The 20275-nt window shown below is 64.4% G+C and carries 19 protein-coding genes and 2 pseudogenes; 10 read left to right on the top strand and 11 right to left on the bottom strand.

Annotated elements, in window-relative coordinates; all coding sequences use genetic code 11:
• On the bottom strand, positions 1 to 1171 hold a 1171-nt coding region (locus tag G3N98_RS13215), incomplete at its 3' end, for a M48 family metalloprotease (protein WP_206148406.1).
• Positions 1172 to 1441: 270 nt separating this feature from the next.
• Here G3N98_RS13215 and moaC point away from each other — a divergent pair.
• Positions 1442 to 1921: a cyclic pyranopterin monophosphate synthase MoaC gene (moaC, locus tag G3N98_RS13210; protein WP_089426243.1), complete on the top strand. Its 480-nt coding sequence runs from the start codon at positions 1442 to 1444 to the stop codon at positions 1919 to 1921.
• A 257-nt stretch (positions 1922 to 2178) separates the two neighbouring features.
• Here the strand turns inward: moaC and G3N98_RS13205 are convergent.
• Positions 2179 to 2630 (bottom strand): annotated as a pseudogene (locus G3N98_RS13205) (transposase); the annotation flags it as partial.
• A gap of 172 nt (positions 2631 to 2802) precedes the next feature.
• Here G3N98_RS13205 and G3N98_RS13200 point away from each other — a divergent pair.
• The 6 genes and pseudogenes from G3N98_RS13200 to G3N98_RS13175 all read left to right on the top strand — a co-directional run.
• Positions 2803 to 3372 carry a hypothetical protein gene (locus G3N98_RS13200; RefSeq protein ID WP_206148405.1) on the top strand — a complete coding sequence of 190 codons (570 nt, stop codon included), beginning with the start codon at positions 2803 to 2805 and terminating at the stop codon, positions 3370 to 3372.
• A complete protein-coding gene (locus G3N98_RS13195; protein ID WP_144030260.1) occupies positions 3369 to 4151 on the top strand; it encodes a hypothetical protein in 783 nt (260 codons plus the stop codon). Before G3N98_RS13200 ends, G3N98_RS13195 begins: the two co-directional genes overlap by 4 nt.
• A 347-nt stretch (positions 4152 to 4498) precedes the next feature.
• The gene (locus G3N98_RS13190; RefSeq protein ID WP_089426245.1) at positions 4499 to 4822 is read left to right on the top strand and encodes a hypothetical protein; all 324 of its coding nucleotides are present in this window, start codon (positions 4499 to 4501) and stop codon (positions 4820 to 4822) included.
• Positions 4823 to 4970: 148 nt separating this feature from the next.
• Positions 4971 to 5306, top strand: coding sequence for a hypothetical protein (locus G3N98_RS13185; protein WP_089473492.1), 336 nt, complete (start codon positions 4971 to 4973; stop codon positions 5304 to 5306).
• 18 nt (positions 5307 to 5324) lie between these two features.
• Positions 5325 to 6047, top strand: a complete 723-nt coding sequence (locus tag G3N98_RS13180) for a hypothetical protein (protein ID WP_206148404.1) — start codon at positions 5325 to 5327, stop codon at positions 6045 to 6047.
• 13 nt (positions 6048 to 6060) lie between these two features.
• Positions 6061 to 6575 (top strand): annotated as a pseudogene (locus tag G3N98_RS13175) (hypothetical protein); the annotation flags it as partial.
• A gap of 100 nt (positions 6576 to 6675) precedes the next feature.
• Here the strand turns inward: G3N98_RS13175 and G3N98_RS13170 are convergent.
• The 9 genes from G3N98_RS13170 to recA all read right to left on the bottom strand — a co-directional run bounded on the left by G3N98_RS13170 (position 6676) and on the right by recA (position 15849).
• Positions 6676 to 7026: a TonB family protein gene (locus G3N98_RS13170; RefSeq protein WP_089473494.1), complete on the bottom strand. Its 351-nt coding sequence runs from the start codon at positions 7024 to 7026 to the stop codon at positions 6676 to 6678.
• Between the two features lie 454 nt (positions 7027 to 7480).
• Positions 7481 to 9259: a Wzy polymerase domain-containing protein gene (locus tag G3N98_RS13165; RefSeq protein WP_206148403.1), complete on the bottom strand. Its 1779-nt coding sequence runs from the start codon at positions 9257 to 9259 to the stop codon at positions 7481 to 7483.
• A 153-nt stretch (positions 9260 to 9412) separates the two neighbouring features.
• Entirely contained in the window at positions 9413 to 10009 is a 597-nt protein-coding gene (locus tag G3N98_RS13160) for a pilin (RefSeq protein ID WP_206148402.1), read from the bottom strand.
• Positions 10010 to 10105: 96 nt separating this feature from the next.
• Positions 10106 to 10810, bottom strand: a complete 705-nt coding sequence (locus G3N98_RS13155; protein ID WP_089473497.1) for a TerC family protein — start codon at positions 10808 to 10810, stop codon at positions 10106 to 10108.
• 155 nt (positions 10811 to 10965) lie between these two features.
• A complete protein-coding gene (gene sucD, locus G3N98_RS13150; protein ID WP_006477916.1) occupies positions 10966 to 11847 on the bottom strand; it encodes a succinate--CoA ligase subunit alpha in 882 nt (293 codons plus the stop codon).
• Between the two features lie 69 nt (positions 11848 to 11916).
• Entirely contained in the window at positions 11917 to 13083 is a 1167-nt protein-coding gene (sucC, locus tag G3N98_RS13145) for an ADP-forming succinate--CoA ligase subunit beta (protein ID WP_006755512.1), read from the bottom strand.
• Between the two features lie 68 nt (positions 13084 to 13151).
• Positions 13152 to 13760 (bottom strand): DUF2889 domain-containing protein, encoded by a 609-nt coding sequence (locus tag G3N98_RS13140; protein ID WP_041492941.1) that lies wholly within the window; start codon positions 13758 to 13760, stop codon positions 13152 to 13154.
• A 146-nt stretch (positions 13761 to 13906) separates the two neighbouring features.
• The gene (gene recX / locus G3N98_RS13135) at positions 13907 to 14776 is read right to left on the bottom strand and encodes a recombination regulator RecX (protein ID WP_206148401.1); all 870 of its coding nucleotides are present in this window, start codon (positions 14774 to 14776) and stop codon (positions 13907 to 13909) included.
• Entirely contained in the window at positions 14776 to 15849 is a 1074-nt protein-coding gene (gene recA / locus G3N98_RS13130) for a recombinase RecA (RefSeq protein ID WP_089473500.1), read from the bottom strand. The genes recX and recA overlap by 1 nt, the downstream gene beginning before the upstream one ends.
• Before the next feature lie 187 nt (positions 15850 to 16036).
• Between recA and G3N98_RS13125 the strand changes: the two genes are divergently transcribed.
• The 3 genes from G3N98_RS13125 to G3N98_RS13115 all read left to right on the top strand — a co-directional run bounded on the left by G3N98_RS13125 (position 16037) and on the right by G3N98_RS13115 (position 20234).
• Positions 16037 to 16765: a response regulator transcription factor gene (locus G3N98_RS13125; RefSeq protein ID WP_041492943.1), complete on the top strand. Its 729-nt coding sequence runs from the start codon at positions 16037 to 16039 to the stop codon at positions 16763 to 16765.
• Between the two features lie 17 nt (positions 16766 to 16782).
• Positions 16783 to 18339: a sensor histidine kinase gene (locus G3N98_RS13120; protein WP_206148400.1), complete on the top strand. Its 1557-nt coding sequence runs from the start codon at positions 16783 to 16785 to the stop codon at positions 18337 to 18339.
• A 236-nt stretch (positions 18340 to 18575) separates the two neighbouring features.
• Positions 18576 to 20234 carry an MFS transporter gene (locus tag G3N98_RS13115; protein WP_206148399.1) on the top strand — a complete coding sequence of 553 codons (1659 nt, stop codon included), beginning with the start codon at positions 18576 to 18578 and terminating at the stop codon, positions 20232 to 20234.
• Positions 20235 to 20275: the final 41 nt, after the last annotated feature.

The raw sequence follows: 20275 nt of genomic DNA, 5'->3' as shown, positions 1-20275 counted from the left end.
CGGCCGCGTCGTACTCGCCGAGCAGCGCATCCGCGAGTGCGATGCCGTACCAGTTCGCCGCGACGTTCGGCGCGGTGCGATCGTCGATCTCGAACTGCATCCGCCGCGCCTCGGCCGCGATGTCGGTCGGCGCGCGGTTCTGCAGGACGCGCAGCCGCGCACGCACGAACCCGTATTCGGGCGACTGGCGCGGCTGCCGGTACGGTGCGCGGCGCGCGCGATCCTCCATGTCGGCGATCCGCTCGCCGGTCAGCGGGTGCGTGCGCGCGTACGCCGGCACGCCCGCATCGCCCATCGACGCACGGTCGAGCCGCTCGAAGAAGCCCGGCATCCCGTACGGGTCATAGCCCGCGCCCGCGAGCAGCTGAAAGCCGACGCGATCGGCCTCGCGCTCGGCCGAACGCGAGAAGCGCAGCTGGTTGTCCACCGCATACGCCTGCCCGCCCATCGCGATCGCGCTGCCGAGGTCGCCGCTTCTCGCGAGCACGCCGGCCAGCACACCGAGCAGCATCGTCGCGAGCGCCGTGTAGCCGGTCTTCTCGTTCGCGCCGATCATCCGCGCGATGTGCCGCTGCAGCACGTGCCCCATCTCGTGGCCGACCACCGATGCGAGTTCCGACTCCGTCTGTGTCGTGACGACGAGGCCGCTGTTGATCCCGATGAAGCCGCCCGGCATCGAGAATGCGTTGATCTGCGGATCGCGCACCGGGAACAGGTCGAAGTCCGGCGTGTAGCCGCCGATGAAGCGCGCGGCCGCCGCGGCCGCGAGCCGCGCCGCCATCGCGTTCAGGTAGTCGCGCACGAGCCAGTCGTCGAGATAGTCGGGATCGCGCCGCACTTCGCGCATCACGCGCTCGCCGAGCCGGCGCTCGGCCTGCGGCGTCAGCGAACCGCCAGAGCCGTCGCCCAGGTCGGGCAGTTCCAGCGAGCGAAGCGGCGCGCGCAGGCTCGCGGCCGGCGCCGACGCGCCGCCTGCGTCCGAAAACCGGCTCTCCGCGCCGCCGTACGTGCCGAACACGCCGGCCGCGATGCCGGACGGCACGGTGGAAATCGACCGCGCGCCGCCGGCCGCCGATTCGAGCGGCGGCGCGGACGCGCTCTGCGCACGGCCGCTCGGCGGCAATGCGAGCGCCACCGACAGCGACACGGCAAGCAACTGTTTGACACGCATGGCAGGATGAAAACGACGCCGTCCCGCGCGCCGGGCGCGCATCGCGGCGTTTGGTCTGAATATTCGGGTCATTGTACCGGCGGCAGCGTGACTGTCCCGTTCGGCATGGACGCCATCTGCGTCCCCGGCGCCGCGCATGCCCCTGCTATGATAGGCGCCCGTTGAGCCGTTGGATCGGAGCGGGGCGCAGAGACGGGATTCGATGCCCCGGCCAATCGCGATGCGCGATCGCGGGACGTGCTCGCGCCCGCCGTTCCACTAGAGGAAGACATGTCAGGACTCACCCATTTCGACGCCGCCGGCCATGCGCACATGGTCGACGTCGGCGGCAAGCAGGAAACCCAACGCATCGCGATCGCGCGCGGCACGATCCGGATGCTGCCGGCCACGTTCGCGCTGATCCGCGACGGCAAGGCCAAGAAAGGCGACGTGCTCGGCGTCGCGCGCATCGCGGCCATCCAGGGCGCCAAGCGCACGGCCGACCTGATCCCGCTGTGCCATCCGCTCGCGCTGACGCGCGTGGCCGTCGAGTTCGAACTCGACGACGCGCTGCCCGGCGTCCACTGCGTCGTGCAGGTCGAGACGTTCGGGCGCACCGGCGTCGAGATGGAAGCGCTGACCGCCGTGCAGGTCGGGCTGCTGACCGTCTACGACATGTGCAAGGCCGTCGATCGCGGGATGGTGATCACCGATGTGAGCGTGCGCGAGAAACGCGGCGGGAAGTCGGGGGACTGGAAGGCGGAGGAATAAGACTCCGTTTCGTAAATCCTTTCTTCGATTCCATACCGGCCACCCCGGTATCACCTTCGTTTGACGAAATCGCCTCGAATCTGACTGCTGGCATACGAAAAATCGATCTTGTCCCACTCCGGTCCCACAAGAAACTGGAATGGCTTCAATTCTGAGGCTGGCCCAATTTCCGTCCCAGTCTTAGTTGGAAAATTCCGGCTCTTCGGGGCGGGCCGAGCCGGCCCGATCGGTGCACTGGCGGGCGAATTCCGCCGATGCGCACCGTAATGCACTCGCACTTCCGTGATCTCCTTGATGCGCATTTCCAATGCGCTTTGATCCCGCGCGACCGACTCGTAGCGGTAGACCGTGCGGGACAGCTGCAATAACGCGCAGGTCTGCCGCTGGCTTGCGCCGAAACGCTGCATCAAGTCAGTGAAAAGCTCACGGCGCCGAGAAGGCTTCAGAGCTTTTTTGACAGCACGTCCTGCAGCATGGCCTTGTCCAGCGACAGATCGGCCACGAGCCGCTTGAGCTTGGCGTTCTCTTCCTCAAGTTGCTTCAGCCGGCGCAGTTCCGAGCGCGACAGCCCGCCATATTTCGTCCGCCAATTGTAGAACGTCGCGTCGCTGATCCCCATCTTGCAGCACACCTCCGCGACAGGCGTGCCCAGCTCGGCCTGCTTCAATGCGTATGTGATCTGTTCCTCGGTGAACTTGCTCTTCTTCACGGCATGACCTCCTGGTCTCGATGACAACGCCATGCCGGAATTTTCCACTTTCAAATGGGACAGTTTTGTGGGCTAGGGTCATGCCAATGTAAAGATCTGATTAATTCATGCCGTTATCCATGTGGGTGCAATAAATGCGCTCGTGATCAATGGACGACTAGGAGGTGGTTGAGTGGCAATTGAATCCGGAGCTTGGGCTCCATATCTTAATAATCCTATTGTCTGCGCTGCTTTCGTGGTTTCAGTCGCGTCTGGCGTCGTCTTCGCCGTGCTGAAAACCAAGAAATCGGATAAAAAAATCATCCAACTGGCGGTTGTGTGCTTTTTCCTCACCTCCCTTGGTGTTCTCCTTGTATCTGCCGGTGCAGTCTTAGGCCAGAATCGAGGCTCGGTTGAGAACGCGCGAGCACAATCAAGCAATGGCAATGGCAATGGCAATGGCAATGGCAATGGCAATGGCAATGGCAATGGCAATGGCAATGGCAATGGCAATGGCAATGGCAATGGCAATGGCAATGGCAATGGCAATGGCAATGGCAATGGCAATGGCAACAGTGTTGCGCAAGGCGCATCTTCATCCGTAGGGAATGTACAACTAAATGCGGCCCCGATTGCACCCGCTTCGGGGTCGTCGGCTCCTGTTGTCACCGGCATTAATACGGGAGGCCTTTTGTCCAATAATGTCCAGGTGGTGAATGGCTCGAACAATAATGTTACCAACCAAGCGGGGAAACAGAAGTGAAAGTGAAAATTTCGCTCATCGCTCTAGTTGCCGCACTCTCTTCATTCCCCTCGTTGTCCACTAGCGCTGAAGGTGCAGGGAATGCGCAAATCGTCACCGGCGACTGCAATATTGTAGTTAATGCGGCCACACCAAGATCATTCCCTGCGCAGTACTGCCCGAAATTCTCTGTCGCAAAGGATGCGGCAGACGCACTCGCAAAAATAGAGAGATATATCGAAGCCTCGAATCCAACCAAATTGGACTTAGCCTCCGCTAAAATTGAGAAATGGGCATCGGATAGCGAAGACTATTTAACACTCAGCCTTTCCAATATCAGCACACTGCCGGCACTGAGGGTGAATATTCGATTTTTGGCTCCAGTTAATCCAGGGGAAAATCAATCTCACCAAATAAATTTTAGCCCCAGCCGATCCGTCCCATCAGCCATGCTAAAAAATCTTAGCATTGGAAGCAAAGATACAACAAAAATTCCAGTGGCCCCTGTTTCGGAGTTGATCAGATATTCTAGAAATGGAGTGCCAGCCGATTACGAGTTAATTGGTGCAGGCACAACCCCAAACGCGCCCGATGATATGACGCAGCAATACATTCAAGGCCACGGCTTGACTAATAACTACACATTCCAGTCGACCGCGTCCAGTCTTGGCGTTCAGATTTTGTATGGAACGATATTCGGCGGAAAAGTTAGCCTGCTAACTGGTGTGTATCTTTATTTCGGTAAAGTCACTGCAAATCAGCCAATCGACGGCACAGAGCGGGAGGGCATCATCGAATAGGTAGCTACTTCCAGCGGTCTATGAGTGTGCACGAACAATCATTGGCCTTCTTCGGTGACCTGAGCAGCATGGTTCGCACTGAATCAGTTTTTTTATGGGCTCGGTGTGAACCATTTTGAGAAAAGTCTCGACCCGGTTCGCCTGAGGCACACCCGATTCACATTGCTCGTAGGCTGGTCAGCACAATCCTGTCTGGGCCATCACGAGACGTGAGATTGGTTACCGGCAATCCATAAAGAAAGGGCCTAAGCGGTCGATAACTACACTGAGTTATGCGGACGCCCCCCCCTATCGCAGGCGCCCCCCTTCTAACCATGTCGTAACGAACAAGCACGGAGGATCTCAAAATGGCTATCACTTGCCCGAAATGCAACAGCCCGCAGGTAGATAAGCGAAATTACGGGAAAAAAGCAGGCACTGCGGTTGGGGCGGGCGCAGGGGCAGTGGGAGGCTGGCTCGGCGCAGGCGAAGGCGCGGCCGCGGGTGCTGCAATCGGTTCGCTAGTTCCTGTCGTCGGAACCCTGCTTGGCGGCATCGCCGGTGGTATTTTGGGCGCATTGGGTGGTGCCGCCACCGGCGCAGTTGTAGGCTCAAAAGCTGGCGAGATGGTGGACTCGCATGTCCTCGACAACTACAAATGCCTCGATTGCGATCATACGTTTAGCGTATAAGCTATCTTCGTCCGCCTGAACCGATAAGCCCTTGCAGTCCGTCCGACTGCAAAAACCAACTGGCGGAATGTTAGCGCCCCAGGGTCTCAAATTCGGCGCGGCGGACCACGATGCAGGCTTCATGATTATCACGGCGACTAGTTAAAACATGACCGACAAGACCATCGAACAATTCGACCAAGCGATGCGCGGCATTTATGACGCCGCCCGACGGTTGAAGCCGCCATACCACGCGACATACTTCTTGCGGATGGTGAACGAACACGGTGGCAAGGAGACTGCGAACCGACTGCTGGCAACAAACAAGCCATCGGAAGGGTTCACTGAACTCTTTCTCCGTGGACGGGAAAACCTCCGACTAAGCGTCGAATATCTTGTCCTTCAGAAACCGTGGCGCGATCTGTTCACGGAAGAACAGCTTGCGGTCGCGAGGAAGCGGTTGATCGAGGTTGAATGTCCGTTGCCAGCGGACGAGCGGGATTGATCGCCTGACGACACCGAAATGACCTACAGATATTTCCTCGATGGCGTGGTCCATCCCGAACGAGCGCAGATACCCGATCACCACATCTCCCCTAAGTTCAAGCACGTTGTATCCGGGGTGGATGCGAAAGCTGACGTTCGGATTCTCATGAATCAGGTGGCTGTATGGGTCGAGACGGAAGTCGAGTGGAATGCCTTGGACCTGCGCAACGCAGTCAGGTACGTGGTCCAGCTGGAAATGGACATTGTGGGCTTCCTTCTCGGCCACACCTATGATGTGGAAATACGGCGGGCCATCTGCCCGGAAGTCGGTCTCGATGTCGTTTTCGGCATCGACGTTCCTTGCATCGGCGAACTGCATCGGGGAGTCGATCTGCATGCCCGCATTGCAGCCATGCGTCCTAAGCTGCGAGGCGAACCGGGAGTCTTCCTTCATCGGTGCTTACGCGACCTTATCACCGCGATGAAGGAACCGGACGATGTTGCCTTCCACTGCTATCGAGCCATCGAATCGCTTCGCCACCATTGCATCGCTACTCGATCACTGGACCCGAAGGACAAGACAACTCAGTGGAAGACACTGCGCGAGATTGCCGGGTGCGATGAATCAGCGACGAGGCTACTGGAAAATGCAGCGCAGGCCCCACGCCACGGAGAACCCCAAGTCGTTCCTGAGGCCGATGCGGTCAAGCTCCTGACGACAGCATGGACTATCGCGGACGGCTACATCCTCAACTGCTGATGATGTTTGCGGTCATTCCGAGAACAGCTACGTGCTCGACGACAACCCAATCCGGTTCAAGGTGCGCCCCGACGGCTTCGAGGTGCGCGCGACGGTCGGCTCGATGGACAGCGACGTGATGACGCGGCGGGCATCTTCCGCTACCGCGTCGACGGCGACACCGTGCAGCGCGTACAGCCCGTCGCGCTCAACGGCCGCGATTTCGTCGATGAATGGCTGAAGGCAGATGATGCGCTCGCGCGCGACTGAAGCGAGCCCGCCGCAGCAGCGGCCGCGCTGAAAGGCCGGCAGGCGTTCGACAAGGCCAGCAAGGTGGCCGGCAGGGGGTTCGCGTATGGCCCGGTGCGCGGCTGCTCGGACAGCAAGGATCGCTTCCAAGTGGAACTCGATCTGACGGGCACCACCGGGGAAACGGTCGCGCGGCACTATGCGCTGATTCGCCAGGAGCGCTACGGATTCACGCTGCTCGGGCTGAGTACCGCGGCCGAGCCGGCTTGCCGCGGCGCGAACCTGATGCCGCAGCACTGAACGTTGGACACGCGTGCCGTAACGGCCGTGCGCATCGACTGTCGGCTGCCATGCACAACGAGGCGGCGGGCACCTCTACGCGGGTCACACCGCCCACGCCTCACTGGCCGCGCTGCGGCTCGAACACGAACGGTTGGGTCAGCAGGAACGGGTTCGCGGTCGCGCCCGTCTGCACGCAGCTCGCGTGCGTCATCGCGTCGACGGCCGCGCGGTCGGCCGCCGCATTGCGGCTGCTCGTCGTCACGGTGACGTTCTGCGCTTCGCCGGACGTCGTCATCAGCGCACGCACGAGCACGGTCGCCGGGCGCGTGAGCGGCTTCGCGGAATCCGGATAGACGGCGCGTGGAATGTGACAGGTCAGCTTGCTTTCCTGCGACGACGACAGCATCGCGCAGCCGGAAAACAGCATCGCGACGGCGGGCAGGATCAGGTAGGTCGAGCGAATAGCCATGGTCGAATATCGTTCTTCAGCACTGTTCCGGACACACGCACCGCGCACCGGAACACGTCGCCCGGCCGCATCGCATGCATCACACTGCGCCGCGGCCATCGGACCGGCGCCCCGTTACGGCCGCACGGCCGATCGATGCTCGGCCGCGATCCTGCGTGGCGGACTTCCCGGGTGACCGGGGTGTTGCCTGTGTTCGCGCTGCCCTCGCCTCACACGGGTCGGCACGCGAGCGCTTTCGCGCATTGTGCACGCCCTCCCCGGCGAGCGGCGGCGATTTGACAATGGTTGACGCGAATCGCCGGGCCTTCAGCCGGAATCCATGCAATCCGCGAGGTAATCGATGCGCGGCCGGAATCGTCGGGTTCGCGCCGGGCGCTAACACCCGACGCGCACCGCCGCTCCCTCACGGCGCGGCACATGCCGGAATTCCCCGTTCCGGCAGGCGCTGCACGCATCAATCCGATTCGTCGTCGTCCTCGTCGTCGGCCGCATCGGCCGGCACTTCGCCGTATTTCGCGACGACCGCCGCCTTGAACGGCTTCAGCGCCGGCTGCTGATCGCACAGCTTGTACAGCGCGGCCAGTTGTTGCGGCCAGTCCTTCAACTCCTTCGCAAACACGTGCAGGCGTGCGACGGTGTCGAGCGCGTCGGCCTCGCGGCCGGCCAGCGCCTGCAGTGCCGCATAGCGGCGCAGCACCGTCTCGCCGGGCAGCAGCGCGATCGCGCGCTCATGCGCGGCGAGCTTGGCCGGCAGGTCGTCCGCCGAAATCGGGAGGAGCGTGGCCGCACCGTATTCACCCCACGCGCCGAACAGCAGCGACGGCGCATCGCGGTACTGCGCAGCCGGATCGCTGCCGTAATACAGCACTTCCGCGCGCTGGTAGTCGCGCAGCACCGGCACCGCCGCCAGCACGCCGCCGACCGACAGCACCGCGAACAGCCCGAATGCGGCACGCCCCGGCAGGATGCGCAGCGACTTCACCTCGAGCAGCCCGATCACGAACATGGCCGGCAACAGGAAGAACATGTACTGCTGCGGATACTCGACCAGCGCATGCATCAGCAGGATGCCGATCAGCGCGAAGCCGAACACGCGCATGCTCGACTGCGGCGCGCGCACCGCGCGCACGAACCACGTCACGAGCGCGACGACGAGCACGCCCAGGCCGACGAGGCCGGACTTCGCGAGCAGGTCGATGAAGATGTCGTGCGAGTTGTTCGCGATCTCGACACCGCCGAGCGAGCGCACGAGCGCGAACTGGTGCGACGGGAATTCACCCCAGCCGACACCGAGCAGCGGATGTTCGCGGAACATCGCGAGCCCGTACTTCCACAGCGCGAGGCGCGGTGCGATCTGCCCCGCGTCACGCATCCGGTCGGCCGCGGATTCCGCGAGACCCAGGTGGTAATGGACGTTCGCCCAGCGCACCGCGACGTTCACCGCGATGAACGCCACCGCGAGCACGACCGGGATCGCCCACGCACGCGCATTGCCCGGCGCGCGGCGCGATTCGAGCCACGCCATCCAGAAACCCGCGACGACCATCACCGCGACCTGCAGCCACGGCCCGCGCGACACCGTCAGCGCCAGACCGGCGGACAGCACGATCGACAGCACGAGCCACGCCCATACCGCGAGCCGGCGCGTCTGCACGAGATACAGCGCGCCCGCGAGCGCGAACGCGATGTAGCTGGCCAGATGGTTCGCTTGCGCCATGTTGCCGTACGGACGGCGATCGACCGCGACGTTGTATATCACGACGAACGGCGACAGCGCCGACTCGAGGTGGAACAGCTGCACGATCTGCGTTCCGACCGCGAACACGCCGCCGATGAGCAGCGCGCCGGCCATCATCCGCGACACGGCCTCGGCCAGGCCGTCGCGCGCGAGCGCATAGCCGGCCTGCATCGCGACCAGCGCGGCGGCGAGATAGCCGACCGCCAGCCAGTTCATCGACGGCACCTTGAGCGGGATCAGCGCGACCTGCGCGATGAGCACCACGGCGAACCCGAGCGGCGCGACGAACGCGGCCGGCGCCGCAAACGGCTCGGCCGGGCGGCCCGTGCGCGCGAGCAGCACGACGGACACACCGACCAGCAGATACAGCACCAGTGCCGAAAACTCGGAATAGAAGGTCGGGATCGGATACGTGTGATTCGTGATCGCGTACGGCACGATCAGGGCGACAGCCAGCGCAACGAGCGGCAACGAACGGGAAAAAGTAGAAGGCATGAGCGAACCGGATGTCAGCAACCGGCGCACTATACAAAACTTTCCCCCCTCTGTGCGGGGCCTTCGCGCCACGATCCGACACGGCGCGGCCGCCCCGGCCGGCTGAAGCGGCGGCCGGCATGCTGCCCGCGCCGCCCTGCTTCGCCTCCGGCGCTACGCGCGGCACTCCGCCGGCGCATATTTCGCGGGCAGCGTCGCCGCATCGACCGGTAGCGGCCCGGCCCCCGGCGCGGGCAGCGACGACGCCGCCTTGCCGGCGGCGAAGCACTCCCACGCGATCGCGCCGGCCTGCATCGCGCCCTTTTTGAGCGGCACGCGGGCGGTGGGCGCATCGGCCTTGTCGGGCGCGGACGGCACGAGCACCAGCGTATTGGCCCCGGCCGCGGTGACGCGCGTGGTGAACGCGACCGTGATCTGGCCGGTCTCGCCATCGATCACAACCGATTCGACGTTGCGGGTGCCGGCCGGCGGGCTGTAGCCGCCGTCGAGGCTCGCGCCGCTTGCGGCGTTGTCGGCGACGGCGAGCCGCGCGGACGACGCAAGCGCGAGCCCTTCGCCGACGCGCGAGCGCGCAAGGTAATCCTGGTACGCAGGAATCGCATAGGCCGCGATCACACCGACGATCGCCAGCACGATCATCAGTTCGATCAGCGTGAAGCCGGCCGGCCGCCAGCGCGGCGACGGCCGGTTCGCGCGCCGCAGATCGGCGGCCACGCGACGGAACAGGGAAACGGAAAAGGCTTCGAACATGGCAGGCTCCGGAAACGAAAAACGCCTGCCGTAAAGGCAGGCGTCTCGATCGTAGCCAGCGGGCCGTGAATCCGGCAGTCGGCCGGACGGCCAATGTCAGTGCGCGTGCGGTACGTCGCGGCGCTTCCTGAGCGTGTAACCGATCGCCACGACGAACAGCGCGCCCGCGATGCTCGCGCCGTAGAGGACCTCGGGCGTATCGAGCACCGGCCAGCGGTCGCCGACCGGGTCATTCACGATCAGCCCGCCCGCGATCCAGCCGAGCAGCCCCGCGCCGAATGCCACGAAGATCGGGAAACGGTCGAGCAGCTTCAGCACCAGCGTGCTGCCCCACACGATGATCGGCACGCTGACGACGAGGCCGAAGATCACGAGCGCGATCCGGTGCGACGGATCGGCCTGTTCGGCCGCGCCCGCGATCGCGATCACGTTGTCGAGGCTCATCACCGCATCGGCGATCACGATCGTCTTCACGGCGTCCCACAGCCGGCTGGCCGGCTTGATGTCGTCGTGCGCGTCGCCGGCCGGCGCCATCAGCTTGATGCCGATCCACAGCAGCAGCAACCCGCCGCCAAGCTTGAGGAACGGCACGTCGAGCAGCGCGACCGCGAACGTGATCAGCGCGACACGCAGCAGGATCGCCCCCGCGGTGCCCCAGACGACGCCGCGCAGCCGCTGGTTCGCGGGCAGGTTGCGGCATGCGAGCGCGATCACGACGGCGTTGTCGCCGCCGAGCAGGATATCGATGATGACGATCTGGAGAACGGCGCCCCAGTGGAGCGACGTCAGGAATTCGAGCATGGCGTGACGGGCAGGACGGCGGCCGCCCTCGGGCGACCCGGTTCATTGCCGGCACATGCGCGATGCATGCCCGGTGCTTACGAATTCATTGCGCGAGCATAACAAAAAACGCCGGCAAAGCCGGCGTTTTCTGCAGGACGAACCCAGGGGAAATATTACAGCGCCTTCTTCAGCAGACGGCCCATTTCCGACGGGTTGCGCGTGACGGTGATGCCGCACGCTTCCATGATTTCCAGCTTCGCTTCGGCCGTATCCGCACCGCCCGAGATCAGCGCGCCGGCGTGGCCCATGCGCTTGCCCGGAGGCGCCGTGACGCCAGCGATGAAGCCGACCACCGGCTTCTTCATGTTGTCCTTGATCCACTCTGCCGCATTGGCTTCGTCCGGACCACCGATTTCGCCGATCATCACGACTGCGTCCGTGTCCGGATCGTCGTTGAACATCTTCATCACGTCGATGTGCTTCAGACCGTTGATCGGGTCGCCGCCGATACCGACTGCCGACGACTGGCCGAGGCCGAGTGCCGTCAGCTGGGCAACCGCTTCATACGTCAGCGTGCCCGAACGCGACACGACGCCGATGCGGCCCTTGCGGTGGATGTGACCCGGCATGATGCCGATCTTCAGTTCGTCCGGCGTGATCGTGCCCGGGCAGTTCGGCCCGAGCAGCAGCGTCTTGCGGCCTTCGCGACGCATGCGGTCCTTCACTTCGATCATGTCACGGACGGGAATGCCTTCCGTGATGCAGATCGCGAGATCCAGGTCGGCTTCGACCGCTTCCCAGATCGCAGCCGCTGCGCCTGCCGGCGGAACGTAGATGACCGACACGGTCGCGCCGGTTTCCGCCTTCGCTTCCTTGACGCTTGCGTAGATCGGAATGCCTTCGAAATCTTCGCCGGCCTTCTTCGGGTTCACGCCCGCGACGAATGCTTCGCGGCCGTTTGCGTATTCACGGCAGGCGCGCGTATGGAACTGACCGGTTTTGCCGGTAATGCCCTGCGTGATGACCTTCGTGTCCTTGTTGATCAGAATCGACATGTATTTTGACCTCTGTTCGATTGGCGTCGCGTATGAACCGCGCCGCCATGCGTGTTCATTAGCGCGCGCTTACTTGCCTGCGGCAGCCGCGACGACCTTCTGCGCAGCCTCTTCCATGCTGTCTGCCGAGATGATCGGCAGGCCCGAATCGGCCAGCATCTTCTTGCCGAGGTCCTCGTTCGTGCCCTTCATGCGCACGACGAGCGGCACGTTCAGGTTCACGGCCTTCGAACCGGCGATCACGCCTTCCGCGATCACGTCGCAGCGCATGATGCCGCCGAAGATGTTCACGAGGATCGCCTTCAGATCCGGGTTCTTCAGCATCAGCTTGAACGCTTCCGTGACCTTCTCGGTGGTCGCGCCACCGCCGACGTCCAGGAAGTTCGCCGGTTCGCCGCCGAACAGCTTGATCGTGTCCATCGTCGCCATTGCCAGGCCCGCGCCGTTCACGAGACAGCCGATATTGCCGTCGAGCGAGATGTACGCGAGGTCGAACTTCGACGCTTCGATTTCCGCCGGATCTTCTTCGTCCAGATCGCGGTACGCGACGATTTCCGGGTGACGGAACAGCGCGTTCGAGTCGAAGTTGAACTTCGCGTCGAGTGCGATGACCTTGCCGTCGCCGGAGACGTTCAGCGGGTTGATTTCAGCCAGCGATGCGTCGGTTTCCCAGAATGCCTTGTACAGGCCTTGCAGGATCGCGCGCGCTTGCGGAATCGAAGCAGCCGGCACGCCGATCTTCGCGGCGAGGTCGTCTGCCTGCGCGTCGAGCAGGCCCGTCGACGGCTCGACGATGACCTTGTGGATCAGTTCCGGGTGCTTTTCGGCAACTTCTTCGATGTCCATGCCGCCTTCGCTCGAGCCCATCAGCACGATCTTTTGCGAGATGCGGTCGACGACGAGGCTGACATACAGTTCCTGCTTGATGTCGGCGCCTTCTTCGATCATCAGACGGTTGACCTTCTGGCCTTCCGGACCGGTCTGGTGCGTGACGAGCTGCATGCCGAGGATCTGGTTCGCGTATTCGCGGACCTGCTCGATCGACTTCGCCACCTTCACGCCGCCGCCCTTGCCACGGCCACCTGCGTGAATCTGAGCCTTCACGACCCATACCGGGCCGCCGAGCTCTTCTGCCACCTTGACGGCCTCGTCCACCGAGAACGCCGGCTTGCCGCGCGGTACCGCGACTCCGAATTTCCGCAGGATTTCCTTACCCTGGTACTCGTGAATCTTCATGCGTGATTCCCTTCAGTCTGAGAGTTGGATGAAAAGTCGCTTTAGACGCTTCTTCGAATGATTTCCGTTCATTCCTTCGTGCTGCCTTCACCGGGCACGTCCGGCCGGCTCGCGCCATACCAGCGCGGGTAGTACTGCCGCACGACCTCGCCGTCGAACCGCAACGCCCGGCAGCGGCCGAGCTGGAAAGGCGCTTCGTCGTGCACGCCGCCATGGTCCGGCCCCTCGCCCCCCTCCTCGCGCACGTTCCACACGTCACCGGCGAACGCCTGGATCGCTGCGGTCGGCAGCACGGCGCACAGTTCGGTGAGATGGGAGCAGCCTGCGACGCCGGCGAGCAGCCGGTTCGCGTTGCGGCGGAAATTGCGGAAGAGATTGAGCCCGATGAGGGCCCGATAGGCGGGAGAGGCGGATTGACAGTGACCGGGATAGGGAACCCATTCCGAAGACGCTTCGGCGTCGACGACATTGAGGTCACGATCGATAGTCACGCGCAGCCAGAGTTCGTGGATCGGCAGGCCCTGGGGCCGGATGCCCGACGCAAGCGCGACATCGCGCGGCTTGTGGTCGGTCAGGCAGGCTTCGATGTCCCACAAGCCGTCGCCGCGCTCGTAAGCTTCCGCTCGGATTGCGCGTTGATGTCGCAACTGACGGGGCACGGGCTCGGATAGCGGCATGCTGGAGGTTGAGGCCGAAGAGGAAAACCCAAGGATTTTAGCATATTGGGTATTTGAGACAGTTTGACGCAACGGCGGGTATTCCCGCCTGTCCGGAAGCGGTTGCGATGCAGCAAAATCGCGCGCCACGCGCGCGATCGGCGCGGTCAGTCGTCGACCAGGAAATCGTCGCCGACCTTCAGCAACTTCACGATGGTCGCACTCGAGAAGCCACGCGCGGCGAGAAAGCGCGCCTGCTTCGCACGCTCGGCCGGCGTTTGCGGCAGTGCACCGAATTTCTTGCGCCAGACCGCCTGTGCACGCGCCCATTCGGTCTCGCGGAGCTGCGCATTCACCTCTTCGACGAGCGTGTCGCCCACCGCATGACGCTTCAGCTCGCTGACGATGCGTGCGACGCCGACACGCGACGCGCGACGATGCACGAGACTCTCGGCAAAGCGCGCATCGGACAGCCAGCCTTCCTGTTCCAGCGCATCGAGCACGGGATCGACGGATTCGTCTTCGCCGACGTAGGGCGCGAGCTTGCGCGCGAGTTCCGTGCGACTGTATTCACGGCGGGATAGATAGCCGAGCGCGCGGCCCTTCAGCGATCGCAGAGGCTTCGATGACTTGCGCTCGGTCGCGCCCGGAGCGTCACCTGATGCAGTGCTGGAAGAAGCACCCGGCGCGCGACGTGTGCGGCGCGGATGCTGGCTGCTGCGCGTATAGACATCTTCCCTGGCCGGCGCCGATACATCGGCTGCGCGATCACCCGGGAAGCTGACACCGGAAACACGACGGCGGGAGCGGTCGTGCGCATCGAACGATTCATCGTCGTCGAACGGATCGTCCGGTGCGGCAATCTCAAATGAAACGAGGGCATCGTCGGATGCCCTCGTCGCGGTGCGGTTCGCGGCATTGCTGCCTGCGCCCCGCCGATCGGCGCCCGAGGATCCGGCTCGCCGGCCGGAGCGACCCGCCGTTTCGGGCGCGTCGCTCTCCTCCGGCTCGCCAGCCTGACCTCGGCGCCCGACCATCACTCTTCTTCGTCCATCGCCTCGGCTTCGTCCTGGCCTGCCCCATCGGGCATGGTGACCACGCCAAGCGATTCGCGAATGCGGTTCTCGATCTCGCGTGCGATTTCCGGATTCTCGCGCAGGAATTCACGCGCGTTGTCCTTGCCCTGGCCGATCTTCTCGCCGTTGTAGCTGTACCAGGCGCCGGCCTTGTCGACGATCTTCGCCTGCACGCCGAGATCGATGATCTCGCCCTGACGCGAAATGCCTTCGCCATACAGGATGTCGAAGATCGCTTCGCGGAACGGCGGCGACACCTTGTTCTTGACGACCTTCACGCGGGTTTCGTTGCCGATCACCTCGTCGTTCTTCTTGATCGAGCCAATCCGGCGGATGTCGAGACGCACCGACGAGTAGAACTTCAGCGCGTTACCGCCCGTCGTGGTTTCCGGGTTGCCGAACATCACGCCGATCTTCATCCGGATCTGGTTGATGAAGATCACGAGGCAGTTCGTGCGCTTGATCGTGCCGGTCAGCTTGCGCAGCGCCTGCGACATCAGGCGGGCCTGCAGACCCGGCAGCGAATCGCCCATCTCGCCTTCGATTTCGGCCTTCGGCACGAGCGCCGCGACCGAGTCGATGACGATCATGTCGATCGAGCCCGAGCGCACCAGCGCGTCGGTGATTTCAAGCGCCTGCTCGCCGGTGTCCGGCTGCGAGATCAGCAGCTCCGGCACGTTCACGCCGAGCTTCGCCGCATATTGAACGTCGAGCGCGTGCTCGGCGTCGATGAACGCCGCCGTACCGCCGATCTTCTGCAGTTCGGCAATGACCTGCAGCGTGAGCGTGGTTTTACCGGACGATTCCGGACCGTAGATCTCGACCACCCGGCCGCGCGGCAGGCCGCCGACGCCGAGCGCGATATCGAGACCGAGCGAGCCCGTGGACACGACCTGGATATTCTCGGTCGCCTCGCCGTCGCCCATGCGCATGATCGAGCCCTTGCCGAACTGCTTTTCGATCTGGGCAAGCGCGGCGGCCAGCGCCTTGCTCTTCTCGGCGGTCATCCCGGAGCCCTTCTTGCTATCTTCCATGAATCGTCCTTTGCTATGATGAGCAGCGTCTGTTAGAGGCGCGCCCACTTTCAAGCGCTGCCCACGAATGCAGACACTGTATAAAAAAACAGTGTTTTGTGCAAGCCCGCAATGCAGAGCGTTGTACACGAATAACTTCGGAGACAGCCGGCCGGCGCGAACGCCCCGCCGGCCATCGGTCAGCACCATGCGAATTCTCATCGCGGAAGACGACAGCATACTCGCGGACGGCCTCACCCGGTCACTCCGCCAATCGGGCTATGCGGTCGACCACGTGAAGACCGGTGTCGACGCCGATACCGCGCTGTCGATGCAGACATTCGACCTGCTGATCCTCGATCTCGGGCTCCCCAAAATGCCCGGGCTCGACGTGCTCAAGCGCCTGCGCGCCCGCAATTCCAACCTCCCCGTGCTGATCCTGACGGCCGCCGACAGCGTCGACGAGCGCGTGAAGGGGCTCGACCTCGGCGCCGACGACTACATGGCCAAGCCGTTCGCGCTCAACGAGCTCGAGGCGCGCGTGCGCGCGCTGACCCGGCGCGGCGCGGGCGGCGGCCCGACCGTCGTGCGCCACGGCTCGCTCGCGTTCGACCAGGTCGGCCGCATCGCGTATGCGAACGATCACGTGCTCGACCTTTCCGCCCGCGAACTCGGCCTGCTCGAGGTGCTGCTGCAGCGGATCGGCCGGCTCGTGTCGAAGGAGCAGCTCGTCGACCATCTCTGTGAATGGGGCGAGGAAGTCAGCAACAACGCGATCGAAGTCTACGTGCACCGGCTGCGCAAGAAGATCGAACCCAGCGGCGTACGGATCTCGACCGTGCGCGGCCTCGGCTATTGCCTCGAGAAGGTCGCGCCCGCCGCGCCGGCCGACACGGCAGCGCCCCAGCCCGCGGTGGCCGGCACGCCGTTGCGCTGAACCCGGGCGTCGCCGCGATGGCCACGCCGGCCCATCCCCGCCATCCGACCGGCGCGCCGTCGTCGGCCGCCGACGAGGCGCGCGACGCGCGCTACGAGAACCCGTTCGCGCCGCCCGACGAAACCGATGCGCCCGAGGCGCCGCGCCCGCGCTCGCTATTCGGCGAAATCCTCGACTGGATGCTCGCGCCGCTGCTGCTGCTGTGGCCGATGAGCATCGCCGTCACCTATCTGGTCGCGAAGACGATCGCGAACGGCCCGTTCGACCGCGCGCTCGAGACCAACGCCTATGTGCTCGCGCGGCAGATCCATCCGGTGAACGGCGTCGCCGAGCTGACACTGCCGGAGCAGACCCGCGATTTCCTGCGCGCGGACAACGTCGACAGCGTGTACTTCCAGGTGCTCGGCACACGCGGCGAGCTGGTCGCGGGCGAAGCCGACATGCCGCTGCCGCGCGACGAGGACCGCCCGCCGCCAGGCGTCGTCATGTTCCGCGACGACCTGCTGCGCGGCAACGACGTGCGCGTCGCGTATACGACCGTCGCGCTGCCGCAAGCGGGCAGCCCGCAGCCCGTGCTCGTGCAGGTCGGCGAAACGCTGGACAAGCGCAACGCGCTCGCGAACGACATCATCAAGGGCGTGATCCTGCCGCAGTTCGTGATCCTGCCGCTCGCGATCCTGCTGGTCTGGTTCGGGCTGTCGCGCGGGCTCGCGCCGCTCAACGCGCTGCAGGCGCACATCCGCGCGCGGCGGCCCGACGACCTGTCGCCCGTCGAGGCGCAGCGCGCGCCGCCCGAGATCGAGCCGCTCGTCACGTCGTTCAACGACCTGCTCGCCCGCCTCGAACAGAACATGGCGCTGCAGAAGCGCTTCATCGCCGACGCCGCCCATCAGATGAAGACACCGCTCGCGGGCCTGCGCACGCAGGCCGAGTTCGCGTTGCGCCACCCCGTCCCGCCCGACGTGCAGCGCTCGCTCGAGCAGATCGCGACGAGCTCCGAGCAGGCCGCGCGGCTCGTCACGCAGTTGCTTGCGCTGGCGCGCGCCGAGAACCGCGCGAGCGGGCTGACGTTCGAGCCGGTCGAGATCGCCACGCTCGCGCGGCGCGCGGTGCGCGACTGGGTGCAGGCCGCGCTCGCGAAACGGATGGATCTCGGCTACGAAGGCCCGCCGGACCCGCCGGACGACGGGCCGCTCGACGTCGACGGCAATCCGGTGATGCTGCGCGAGATGCTCGGCAACCTGATCGACAACGCGATCCGCTACACACCGGACGGCGGCCGCATCACGGTGCGCGTGCGCGCCGAGCCCGCGGCGCGGCTCGTGCATCTCGAAGTCGAGGACACGGGGCCGGGCATCCCGGCCGCCGAACGCGAGCGCGTCGTCGAGCGCTTCTACCGGATCCTCGGCCGCGAAGGCGACGGCAGCGGCCTCGGGCTCGCGATCGTGCGCGAGATCGCCACGCAGCACGGCGGCACGCTGACGCTCGACGATCACGTCTACCAGCACGCACCGCGCCTCGCCGGCACGCTCGTGCGGGTCAGCCTGCCGCTGGCCGAAACCGCCCCGGATTAACCCTGATGGGCGCCGCCGCAGCACGCCGCGATTGAGTCGAAATCGACGATTTACCAGACAATCAAAGCACTTCGCAGCACGATGGGCGCACAAAACCACCGATTCGGCGCGGGTTAACCTGCAGTCGTTTTGCACGCGCGAGTCAGTCGGCCGTAAGTTTCCGTACCAATAATCCTCGACAGGCCCGTCCACCCAAGGCGGCCGCACATCTATATCAAGGGACTTGGAGACGACTCATGGCAACGTTAGGCGGGCAAATTTCCCACTCGCCGATGACGGGCGAAGAGAAGAAAGTGATCTTCGCGTCGTCGCTCGGCACCGTGTTCGAGTGGTACGACTTTTACCTGGCCGGCTCGCTCGCGGCCTACATCAGCAAGAGTTTCTTCTCCGGCGTCAATCCAACCGCCGCCTTCATCTTCACGCTGCTCGGCTTCGCGGCCGGCTTCGCGGTGCGGCCGTTCGGCGCGATCGTGTTCGGCCGCCTCGGCGACCTCGTCGGCCGCAAGCACACGTTCCTCGTGACGATCGTGATCATGGGCATCTCGACGTTCGTGGTCGGCTTCCTGCCCGGCTACGCGTCGATCGGCATCGCCGCACCCGTGATCTTCATCGCGATGCGGCTGTTGCAGGGCCTCGCGCTCGGCGGCGAGTACGGCGGCGCGGCGACCTACGTCGCCGAGCATGCGCCGGCCAACCGTCGCGGCTTCTACACCGCGTGGATCCAGACGACCGCCACGCTCGGCCTGTTCCTGTCGCTGCTCGTGATCCTCGGCGTGCGCACGTTCATCGGCGAGGAAGCGTTCGGCAGCTGGGGCTGGCGGGTGCCGTTCGTCGCGTCGATCCTGCTGCTCGCGGTGTCGGTGTGGATCCGGATGCAGCTGAACGAATCGCCGGTGTTCCTGCGCATCAAGGCGGAAGGCAAGACGTCGAAGGCGCCGCTGACCGAAGCGTTCGGCCAGTGGAAGAACCTGAAGATCGTGATCCTCGCGCTCGTCGGCCTGACCGCCGGCCAGGCCGTCGTGTGGTACACGGGCCAGTTCTACGCGCTGTTCTTCCTCACGCAGACACTGAAGGTGGATGGTGCGAGCGCGAACATCCTGATCGCGATCGCACTCCTGATCGGCACGCCGTTCTTCCTGTTCTTCGGTTCGCTGTCGGACAAGATCGGCCGCAAGCCGATCATTCTCGCGGGCTGCCTGATCGCGGCACTGACCTACTTCCCGCTGTTCAAGGCGCTCACGCACTACGCGAACCCGCAGCTCGAGATCGCGACGCAGAAGGCGCCGATCACGGTCATCGCCGACCCGGCCGCCTGCTCGTTCCAGTTCAACCCGGTGGGCACGTCGAAGTTCACGAACTCGTGCGACGTCGCCAAGAGCGCGCTCGCGAAGGCCGGCCTGAACTACGAGAACGTCGCGGCACCGGCTGGCGCGACGGCCCAGATCAAGGTCGGCGACACGGTGATCCCCGCCTATGAAGGCAAGGCGGCCGACGCGAAGGCGCAGGGCGCGGCGTTCGACAAGACGCTCGCGTCGACGCTGAAATCGGCAGGCTACCCGGCGAAGGCAGACCCGGCGCAGCTCAACTGGCCGATGACGATCGTGATCCTGACGATCCTCGTGATCTACGTGACGATGGTCTACGGCCCGATCGCGGCGATGCTGGTCGAGATGTTCCCGACGCGGATCCGCTACACGTCGATGTCGCTGCCCTATCACATCGGCAACGGCTGGTTCGGCGGCTTCCTGCCGGCCACCGCGTTCGCGATCGTCGCGGCGAAGGGCAACATCTACTCGGGCCTCTGGTATCCGATCGTGATCGCGCTGGCCACGTTCGTGATCGGCCTGCTGTTCGTCAAGGAGACGAAGGACTCGAACATCTACGCGCAGGATTGATGGCGGGTGCGCAGCGGGGACGGTCGGCGGAAGGTCTCCTT

Origin of the sequence: Burkholderia sp. Tr-20390, from assembly GCF_017104595.1 — a bacterium.
GTDB lineage: Bacteria > Pseudomonadota > Gammaproteobacteria > Burkholderiales > Burkholderiaceae > Burkholderia.
This window is presented reverse-complemented; position numbering and strand designations above follow the sequence as displayed.

Coding starts and splice junctions, on each gene's coding strand:
- G3N98_RS13160 (WP_206148402.1), bottom strand. CDS start 10,009: ATGTTCGAAGCCTTTTCCGTTTCCCTGTTCCGTCGCGTGGCCGCCGAT.
- recA (WP_089473500.1), bottom strand. CDS start 15,849: ATGGAAGATAGCAAGAAGGGCTCCGGGATGACCGCCGAGAAGAGCAAG.
- sucD (WP_006477916.1), bottom strand. CDS start 11,847: ATGTCGATTCTGATCAACAAGGACACGAAGGTCATCACGCAGGGCATT.
- G3N98_RS13125 (WP_041492943.1), top strand. CDS start 16,037: ATGCGAATTCTCATCGCGGAAGACGACAGCATACTCGCGGACGGCCTC.
- G3N98_RS13155 (WP_089473497.1), bottom strand. CDS start 10,810: ATGCTCGAATTCCTGACGTCGCTCCACTGGGGCGCCGTTCTCCAGATC.
- G3N98_RS13115 (WP_206148399.1), top strand. CDS start 18,576: ATGGCAACGTTAGGCGGGCAAATTTCCCACTCGCCGATGACGGGCGAA.
- G3N98_RS13190 (WP_089426245.1), top strand. CDS start 4,499: ATGGCTATCACTTGCCCGAAATGCAACAGCCCGCAGGTAGATAAGCGA.
- G3N98_RS13185 (WP_089473492.1), top strand. CDS start 4,971: ATGACCGACAAGACCATCGAACAATTCGACCAAGCGATGCGCGGCATT.
- recX (WP_206148401.1), bottom strand. CDS start 14,776: ATGGTCGGGCGCCGAGGTCAGGCTGGCGAGCCGGAGGAGAGCGACGCG.
- G3N98_RS13140 (WP_041492941.1), bottom strand. CDS start 13,760: ATGCCGCTATCCGAGCCCGTGCCCCGTCAGTTGCGACATCAACGCGCA.
- G3N98_RS13165 (WP_206148403.1), bottom strand. CDS start 9,259: ATGCCTTCTACTTTTTCCCGTTCGTTGCCGCTCGTTGCGCTGGCTGTC.
- moaC (WP_089426243.1), top strand. CDS start 1,442: ATGTCAGGACTCACCCATTTCGACGCCGCCGGCCATGCGCACATGGTC.
- G3N98_RS13170 (WP_089473494.1), bottom strand. CDS start 7,026: ATGGCTATTCGCTCGACCTACCTGATCCTGCCCGCCGTCGCGATGCTG.
- G3N98_RS13120 (WP_206148400.1), top strand. CDS start 16,783: ATGGCCACGCCGGCCCATCCCCGCCATCCGACCGGCGCGCCGTCGTCG.
- G3N98_RS13180 (WP_206148404.1), top strand. CDS start 5,325: ATGACCTACAGATATTTCCTCGATGGCGTGGTCCATCCCGAACGAGCG.
- sucC (WP_006755512.1), bottom strand. CDS start 13,083: ATGAAGATTCACGAGTACCAGGGTAAGGAAATCCTGCGGAAATTCGGA.